We start from the raw sequence: 7,473 nt of genomic DNA on the forward strand, positions 1-7,473 counted from the left end.
CGGGGGCCGACCGGGCCGGGCGCAAGCCCTGGCATCGTGGTGGGCCTGCCGCTACCTTCCCGGCATGCACACCGTTCCCCTGGGTCCGCGAAGGACACGCGTCTCGCTCTTTCTCGGCCTGATCCTGGCCGTCATCATGATCGTCGTCGGCATCGTCGCCCTCCTTGAGGGCCGACGCCGTCCACCGATCCATCGACAGCGTCGACCAGTAGTTCACGGTCGCGGCGATGGCACCGGCGGTGACCTTCTTCTGCGTCGACCCGCTCGACAGGTCGTTGGACACGGGAACGGGAACCGGCACGGCCGATGACGACGGGGTCGGCGACGGCGTCGACTCTCCCCCGCCCTGAGCCCACGGTGGCGCTCCGCACGCGGCGAGCGCGAGAACCATCGCGACCGCGCCGGACGCGGTGAGCGCAGCCCTGCCGCGTCGCACCCGATCCCCCATGAATCCTCCTGTGATGTTCTGTCGAGTCTAGGCGTCCGACCGGTCGGTGGCACTGCGGGTGGATGTGACGGCCTAGGGTGCTCGCGTGACGCCTCGCCCCTCGCGCCGCTCCGTCGGCTCCGCCGAACGGGTGCTGGTCGCCCTCACCGCGATCCTCCTGATCCTGGGGCTCGGCGCAGCCGCCTGGATCGCCGTGCGCGGGGCGATGGCCTACCGGCACCTCGCGGCCGCACGTGAGGCCCTGGGCGCTGCGACGTCCGCGGGCGACGACCTCATGGCGTGGTCCGGCAGGCTCGGGACGAGCGCGGAAGACCTCGCCGCGGCCCACGCCCTCACGGACGACCCGGTGTGGTCCGCGGCCGAGGCCGTGCCGTGGATCGGCCCCCAGCTGACGGCCGTGGCGGGGGCGGCCGCCGCGGGCGACCGGGCCATGGATGCCCTCGACGGCCTCCGCAACGTGGCATCCGCTCTGTCCTCGGGTTCTCTGCGCACACCGGACGGCGGGTACGACGCGGACCTGCTGGCCTCCTGGGAGCCGAGCGCCCGAGCGGCCCGCGTGAGCCTCGCGGATGCGATGGCGGAGATGTCGTCCGTCGATGTCGCCGACGCGCTCCCGTCGGTCGCGGACCAGTTCACCCGTGCCCGCGGGATTCTCGCGGAGGCGTACGACGCCGCCGACGCGCTGCATCGCACCACACTGCTCCTGCCGAAGATGCTCGGGGCCGAGCGACCGAGGTCGTACCTGGTGGTGTTCCAGAACAACGCCGAGTGGCGTTCGTTGGGAGGCGTCGTCGGCGCCGTGGCGCAGATCGACGCCGATCACGGACGCCTCTCCCTCAGCGCGCAGGCATCGTCGACCGACTTCCGCGAGTCCGGCGGCGAGCCGGTTGCGGCGCTCCCCGAGGGTCTGCGGCCCCTCTTCGACGATCGCCCGGCTCAGTACATCCAGGACGTGACACAGGTGCCCGACTTCGCCCTCGGTGCCCCGCTCGCCCGCGAGATGTGGCGACGACAGACGGGGACGGAGGTCGACGGAGTGATCGCCGTCGATGCGGTCGCCCTCTCCTCGCTGTTGGCAGCTACCGGTCCGGTTGCCCTGCCCACGGGCGATGTGCTGACCAGCGAGGATGCCGTTCCCCTCCTTCTCGACCAGGTCTACCGGCGCTATCCCGACCCGAAGAGTCAGGATGCCTTCTTCCAGGCCGCCACCGCATCGGTCTTCGCGGCACTCGCGGAGGGGCGCGCCGACACCGCCGCTCTCGTGGACGCGCTCACCCGCGTCGGCAGCGAACGGCGACTGCTCGTGTGGAACGCCGCCCCGGATGAACAATCCGTGCTCGACGGAACGACTCTGCAGGGCGCACTCCCGGACAGCGACGGTCGGCGCACCTCCCTCGGGGTGTACCTCAACGATGGAACGGGCTCCAAGATGGACTACTACATGCGGACCGGCACGGCTGCGACGTGGTGCGCCGACGGCATGGTCGACCTCCGCATCACACTGCGCAACGACGCCCCGGACCCGGCGACGCTGCCCGAGTACGTGACCGGCGGCGGCGCGTACGGCGTGCCCGTGGGTCGAACGCTCTCCGGTGTCTACGTCGTCCTCCCGCCGGATGCGCGCGTCGAGAGCCGCACAGCCTCGGGGAGCGGCGCACCATCGGGATTCGCGGGCGGGGACGACCGGGGAAGACAGGTGCTGAAGTGGTCGGTGCTGCTCGCCCCCGGTAAGTCCGCGACGCTGGATCTGAGGATCGCGACGCCGCCGACCCTCGGCCTGGAGGTGCTCTCGACACCCAGGCTTCACGCAACCGAAATCCCCGTCGGTGGCGCCCCCTGCGCGAATGCGGGATAGTCGAAGAGGCGGCTCGCGCTGGGGGCGTCACCGCTGGCCCGTGGCACGTGCCGTGCCCGGACTTCTGTCCTCGACGCGTGAGGGTGCACATGAAGGCAACGATCGTCCGTTCACTCGCGACCATCGCGATCGTCGCGGGCGCCGTGTTCGCGGTTCCGTCCGGCGCAATCGCATCGACGGCGGAGTCCCCCGAGGATGCCCCTGCGCACGCTGCGGTGAGCACGACCGGCGGCGGCGCGCCCGTCCTGGGTTTCTGGATCGGCGGGGGCACGCTCGCCCTCATCGGAGGTGCGGTCGCCGTCGGCACGACCGTTCGCCGCCATCGGCGCGACCTCGACGTCTGACACGATCTCGACGTCTTCTGCGCGTGCGCCATGCGGGGGCACGGCGCACGGGTGATTTCCGGCATGCCCCGGCGTGAAAGGCCCCGGGTCGGCGGGCCGTCTGCGTGATGCCCCGGGAAACTGGCTGCACGAGCGGTGTCCCCGAAGACCCGGTCGTGATCAGCCACCCGACCATACCCGCCACCGAGATGGGGCCCACCATGAAGAACACGATCCTCCGTGCCGCCGCAGCGCTCTCGCTGGCGGCCGCCGCGTTGATGGCCCCCACGGCCGCCCACGCGTACACCGACCCCGCCGTCGTCGTCGCCACGCCGAGCACGATCACCGCGGGCGGTACGAGCACTTTCACCACAGACCTCGCACCGTTCGCGACCGCGGAGAGCATCCAGATCTCGATCACGGGTGAGAGCGCCGGCGGCGCCAAGCTCGCCTTCGTCAAGGCCGCGGTCGAGACCAACGCCTCGCTGACGACACAGGCGGTGCAGGGCAAGCTCAACGTGCCGATCACGTTCCCCACGAACGGCCTCGGCACCTACAACCTCACCTTCACCGGTGCGACGAGCGGTGTCGTGCTGCACTCGCAGATCACGGTCGTCGCCCCGAGCAGCGCCTCCGGGTCGAAGGCGGGTCTCGCCGTCACGGGCATCGACGCCGACAACACGCTCGGCCTGTGGCTGGCCGGGGGTGCCCTCGTGGTCGCGGGAGCAGCGGTGGGGATCGGGGCAACCGTCCGGCGTCGCCGCACTGCCGCCTGACATCCGCCCAGTTTCGCAGCGGGGGTCGTCTTCGGACGGCCCCCGCTGTGTCGTGAGGGACGATTCAGGCCGCGCCGGTGGGCTGCGTCGTTGCCGTGGCCGAAGCCGTCGCCGTGATGAGGATGGGAAGGTGGTCGCTGAGGCCCTGCGGAAGGGTGCGGATGTGCGCGATGTCGAACCCGATGGACGTGGCGAAGTCGTAGTGCCCCCGGAAGAAGCGATACCGCGTGTAGGTGCGGGAGTCGCTCAGCGTCAATTCGTAGCCCTGGTCACGGACGGCTTGCCCGAGGTTCTCCTTGAAGACGGGGTAGTTGTAGTCGCCGACCATGAGCGCCGGAAGGCCAGGCCCGAGATTCTGCAGTTCCGCGAGCGCGGTGCGGATCTGGTGCCGCCGGAGCGAGTTCAGAGCCGTGAGGGGTGCGGCATGGAAGGAGGCGACGATGATCTCGTGGCCGTCATCGATGTCGCGCAGGCGGACGCCGAGCATCCGCTCCTCCGCGGGCTTCAGAACGTAGTCGTGAAGCGACTTCTTCAGCGCGATCGCTCGCACCTCCACCGCCCGGAACGTGTTCTCCCGGTAGTACACGGCCAAGCCGAGGCGGTTCCGCTGGGTGGCCTCCGCCAGTCGCAGCCCCGAGATCTCCTCCGGGATGTCACGTGTGTCGCACTCCTGCAGGCAGAGGACATCAACGGCATGCGCGTCGACGAGAGCGGCGAGCTCCCCCGCCGCGCGATGTTTGCGCAAGTTGTACGAAATGACCTTCATGGCGATGCCAGCCTAGGGCGGTGCACCCTTGCGGGGCCTGAGGGTTGCGGAACGCTCAGGAACCGATCTCGTCCGCGTCGCGGCGGTTGCGGGTCTGTTCCGCGCGGGCGGCCAGAAGATCGTCCGCGGGATATCCGACCTCGGCGAGAACGAGACCACGCGCAGCCAGGACCTTCGTGTCGGGCGTGCGCGCAGCGGCATCCCGGATCGCGAGCACGCGGTCGGCCTCCAGTCGGCCTTCACCGACCGCCACGCACGCTCCCACCAGCGCCCGCACCATGCTGTGGCAGAACGCGTCGGCGCGGACGTTCGCGACCACGGCACCGTCGGCAGCGCGGTGCCAGTCGTACTCCAACAGCGTTCGGATCGTCGTCGCCTCCTCCCGCGCCTTGCAGTACGCCGCGAAATCGTGGAGACCGATGAGGCTGCGGGCGGCGGCATCCATCGCCTCGACGTCGAGATGCGCCTTCACGGCCGTCGTCCTCGCGCGTTCGAGGGGGTCGTAGCCCGTGGTGAGATCAGCGATCCGGTAGGCGTACCGTCGCCACACCGCGGAGAAGCGCGCATCGAACCCGTCCGGGGCGGCAGTGGTGCCGGTCACCGTCACATCGGGGTACGCGCCGAGGACGCCGCGGATCCGTCCCGCGAGCGCGCCCACGGCGTCGGTCTCGTCGCCATCGCGCCGACGTCGCGGGAGACGGGCCTCCTGCTCTTCGTCGAGGTCGACGTGAGCCACCTGCCCTGAGGCATGTACGCCGGCATCCGTGCGTCCGGCCACGACCAAACGCGGATCCCCGCCGACGATGCGGGCGAGGGCGTCTCNGAGCACGCCCTGAACAGTGCGGAGACCGGGCTGCCGGCCCCACCCACGGAAGTGCGTGCCGTCGTAAGCGATGTCGAGACGGATGCGCACCCGTCTACCCTATTCGCACCGTCCGCGAACGACTGAGGCCCCCTCCCGGGCGGGAGAGGGCCTCAGTGAGAGAGGGGCGGGATTACGCCTTGGCGTCGTCCTCGACCGCGTCCGCGGCGGCAGCCTCGGCGGCGGCGCCCTCCTCCTGCGACTCGGCGCCGGCGTCGGCGGCCTCATCGGCGGCGGCGGTCTCGTCGGCGGGGGTCTCCTCGACGGAAGCCTCCTCCGCGGGAGCCTCTTCGGCGGCGGGAGCGGCGGCCGGAGCGGCAGCAGCCTTCGACGCGGACGGCTTCTTCGTGACGGGCTCGAGGACGAGCTCGATCACGGCCATCGGGGCGTTGTCACCCTTGCGGTTACCGACCTTCGTGATGCGGGTGTAGCCGCCGTCACGGTCGGCGACCAGCGGAGCGATCTCGGTGAAGAGGGTGTGGACGACCTCCTTGTCACCGATCACCGACAGGACGCGGCGACGGGCGTGGAGGTCACCCCGCTTCGCGAACGTGATGAGGCGCTCAGCGAGCGGACGAAGGCGCTTGGCCTTGGTCTCGGTCGTCTTGATCGACTTGTGGGTGTACAGGGCCGCCGCGAGGTTCGCGAGAAGCAGGCGCTCGTGGGCCGGGCCGCCGCCGAGGCGGGGTCCCTTCGTGGGCTTGGGCATGTCGTGTTACTCCAGTAGGAAGGTTCGGTCGGGTCCGACGGGTCAGACGGTCTCGTCGTCGTAGCCGCCGAAGAACTGAGCGCCGTCGAAACCGGGCACCGAGTCCTTGAGCGACAGGCCGAGGGAGGTGAGCTTGTCACGCACCTCGTCGACCGACTTCTGACCGAAGTTGCGGATGTTCATCAGCTGGGTCTCGGAGAGGGCGACCAGCTCCGAGACGGTGTTGATGCCCTCGCGCTTGAGGCAGTTGTACGAGCGCACCGAGAGGTCGAGGTCTTCGATCGGCATCGACAGCTCGTTCGAGAGGACGGTCTCGACCGGCGCCGGGCCGATCTCGATGCCCTCGGCCTCGACGTTCAGCTCGCGGGCGAGACCGAACAGCTCGGTGAGCGTACGGCCGGCCGAGGCGACGGCGTCACGCGGGGCGATCGACGGCTTCGACTCGACGTCGAGGACGAGCTTGTCGAAGTCGGTGCGCTCACCGGCACGGGTCGCGTCGACGCGGTAGCTGACCTTGAGCACGGGCGAGTAGATCGAGTCGATCGGGATCTGGCCCGCCTCGGCGTACTCGTTGCGGTTCTGGGTCGCCGACACGTAGCCGCGGCCGCGCTCGATCGTGAGCTCGAGCTCGAACTTCGCGGTGTCGTTCAGCGTGGCGATGACCAACTCGGGGTTGTGCACCTCGACGCCCGCGGGAGCGGAGATGTCCGCCGCCGTGACCTCGCCGGCACCCGTCTTGCGCAGGTAGGCCGTGATGGGCTCGTCGCGCTCGCTCGAGACCACGAGCTGCTTGATGTTCAGGATGATCTCGGTGACGTCTTCCTTCACACCCGGGATGGTGCTGAACTCGTGGAGGACGCCATCGATGCGGATGCTCGTGACGGCCGCGCCGGGGATCGACGACAGGAGGCTGCGACGCAGCGCGTTGCCGATCGTGTATCCGAAGCCGGGCTCGAGCGGCTCGATGACGAAACGGCTGCGGAACTCCCCGATCTTCTCCTCGGTCAGAGTGGGACGCTGTGCGATGAGCACTATGTGTTCCTTTCGATCACGTGCCCGCTATATGACACGTGTAATGGGGTGAGGTGTTGAGTTGTACTCGCAGGATGCCGATGACCGAGCGGCCAGTGGCATCCGGATGTCTGTGAGTGCGCGGGAGCGCGAACGTTCCCGGAGAGTGACGAGCACTCCCCGGGAACGATGCGTCAGACGCGGCGGCGCTTCGGCGGACGGCAGCCGTTGTGGGCCTGCGGCGTCACGTCCTGGATCGAGCCGACCTCGAGGCCGGCGGCCGTGAGCGAACGGATCGCGGTCTCGCGACCCGAGCCGGGGCCCTTCACGAAGACGTCGACCTTCTTCACGCCGTGCTCCTGCGCCTGGCGGGCAGCGGACTCCGCGGCCATGCCTGCGGCGTAGGGCGTCGACTTGCGCGAGCCCTTGAAGCCGACACCGCCGGACGAGGCCCAGCTGATGACGGCCCCGGAGGGGTCGGTGATCGAAACGATGGTGTTGTTGAACGTCGACTTGATGTGGGCCTGACCCACGGCGATGTTCTTCTTCTCCTTGCGGCGCGGCTTGCGCGCGGCGGACTTGGCCTGTGCCATGTGCGGTTCTCCTGGATCCTGCGCCGGCGGAGGCCTAGCGCGCCTTCTTCTTGCCGGCGACGGTGCGCTTGGGGCCCTTGCGGGTACGTGCGTTCGTCTTCGTGCGCTGACCGCGCACCGGGAGGCCGCG

The 7,473-nt window shown here is 69.8% G+C and carries 8 protein-coding genes and 2 pseudogenes; 3 read left to right on the forward strand and 7 right to left on the reverse strand.

The window, feature by feature from the left end; translation table 11 throughout:
- Positions 1-448 (reverse strand): annotated as a pseudogene (locus tag I5G_RS24065) (hypothetical protein); the annotation flags it as partial.
- Between the two features lie 85 nt (positions 449-533).
- Between I5G_RS24065 and I5G_RS21920 the strand changes: the two are divergent.
- From I5G_RS21920 to I5G_RS10655, 3 genes are all read left to right on the forward strand, one after another.
- Positions 534-2,303 carry a DUF4012 domain-containing protein gene (locus I5G_RS21920; RefSeq protein WP_022879039.1) on the forward strand — a complete coding sequence of 590 codons (1,770 nt, stop codon included), beginning with the start codon at positions 534-536 and terminating at the stop codon, positions 2,301-2,303.
- An 89-nt stretch (positions 2,304-2,392) separates the two neighbouring features.
- Positions 2,393-2,647 carry a hypothetical protein gene (locus tag I5G_RS10650; protein ID WP_022879040.1) on the forward strand — a complete coding sequence of 85 codons (255 nt, stop codon included), beginning with the start codon at positions 2,393-2,395 and terminating at the stop codon, positions 2,645-2,647.
- Positions 2,648-2,754: 107 nt separating this feature from the next.
- Complete coding sequence (locus tag I5G_RS10655; RefSeq protein ID WP_148286470.1) at positions 2,755-3,402, forward strand: cytochrome c-type biogenesis protein CcmH; 648 nt, start codon at positions 2,755-2,757, stop codon at positions 3,400-3,402.
- A 64-nt stretch (positions 3,403-3,466) separates the two neighbouring features.
- On the opposite strand, the gene I5G_RS10660 is transcribed toward I5G_RS10655, so the two are convergent.
- The 6 genes and pseudogenes from I5G_RS10660 to rpsM all read right to left on the reverse strand — a co-directional run.
- Positions 3,467-4,168, reverse strand: coding sequence for an endonuclease/exonuclease/phosphatase family protein (locus I5G_RS10660; protein WP_022879042.1), 702 nt, complete (start codon positions 4,166-4,168; stop codon positions 3,467-3,469).
- A 55-nt stretch (positions 4,169-4,223) separates the two neighbouring features.
- Positions 4,224-5,081: a tRNA pseudouridine(38-40) synthase TruA gene (gene truA / locus I5G_RS10665; RefSeq protein ID WP_022879043.1), complete on the reverse strand. Its 858-nt coding sequence runs from the start codon at positions 5,079-5,081 to the stop codon at positions 4,224-4,226.
- Positions 5,082-5,163: 82 nt separating this feature from the next.
- Entirely contained in the window at positions 5,164-5,739 is a 576-nt protein-coding gene (gene rplQ / locus I5G_RS10670) for a 50S ribosomal protein L17 (RefSeq protein ID WP_022879044.1), read from the reverse strand.
- Between the two features lie 42 nt (positions 5,740-5,781).
- On the reverse strand, positions 5,782-6,771 hold the full coding sequence (locus I5G_RS10675; protein ID WP_022879045.1) for a DNA-directed RNA polymerase subunit alpha: 990 nt from the start codon (positions 6,769-6,771) through the stop codon (positions 5,782-5,784).
- 173 nt (positions 6,772-6,944) lie between these two features.
- The gene (gene rpsK, locus I5G_RS10680) at positions 6,945-7,343 is read right to left on the reverse strand and encodes a 30S ribosomal protein S11 (protein ID WP_013583990.1); all 399 of its coding nucleotides are present in this window, start codon (positions 7,341-7,343) and stop codon (positions 6,945-6,947) included.
- Between the two features lie 34 nt (positions 7,344-7,377).
- Positions 7,378-7,473, reverse strand: a pseudogene (gene rpsM / locus I5G_RS21925) (30S ribosomal protein S13); the annotation flags it as partial.

The sequence above is a fragment of the Microbacterium sp. B19 genome (assembly GCF_000333395.1).
GTDB lineage: Bacteria > Actinomycetota > Actinomycetes > Actinomycetales > Microbacteriaceae > Microbacterium.